Genomic DNA, 722 nt, shown 5'->3' with positions numbered 1-722 from the left:
GGCAGGGCACCCAAAATCAATTGAATCGCGTGACGATGATCATCAGTCTCGCGTGGCCTGTTCGTAGCCGGAGCCGCAGAGTGAGCTATCCGTCTTGTCGACTTGATGACAGATCAGTGGCCTGGGAGAGGGTGTTGAGTGGGCATGGTCGACAAGGACCACGCCCATGAAGTGAAGGCCGATCAGCTGCGGGCATCGCAGGGAGCCGGTGTTCTATCAGCGTGCCTGCGTCTGCGCTGACGGAGTAAAGACTGAGCCGTGGAGGCTCTTTGCAGTAGCTATTGGGCATGGTGATTCTCCTGGTTGATGAAGCGGAACGCGGAGAACACTTCGCCCGGCGGGGAAGGGTTCCCCGCGTGGGTGGGTCAAGCTGGTGGTGTTAGGTCATGTACTTGAAGCCGGCAAAAATCATTCCGAGTATTGCGGTGCCTATGACGCCGATCAACTGGGTGAACCGCAGCTCAAGCTTAGCGCTCATGGCGCTCATTTCAGTACGAAGTGCCGAGATATCGGCTTTGGTTGCAAGGACTGAACTCATTTCTTCCTCCAGTGCATCGATAACAGCGGTAGCGTTTTCTTCTGAGACGTTGGCCGCGACCAACGCCTTGTATAAAGCCATTTCCAGCTTCATCAGGCCTCCAGATTTCAGGGGAGGGCCTGCCCATACGGGCGAGGCCCGTATGGGGGAAACAGTGATCAACAGCAGTGCTTCCATCGACAAA

General features: G+C 56.2%; 1 protein-coding gene. It reads right to left on the bottom strand.

What is annotated here, in order from left to right:
* Positions 1 to 379: 379 nt before the first annotated feature.
* Positions 380 to 722: hypothetical protein (locus M5B96_RS32355; RefSeq protein WP_248801227.1), on the bottom strand; the 343-nt coding region annotated here is incomplete at its 5' end.

The organism is Pseudomonas sp. MWU13-2105 (genome assembly GCF_023242315.1).
In the GTDB taxonomy this organism is placed as follows: Bacteria; Pseudomonadota; Gammaproteobacteria; order Pseudomonadales; family Pseudomonadaceae; genus Aquipseudomonas.
This window is presented reverse-complemented; position numbering and strand designations above follow the sequence as displayed.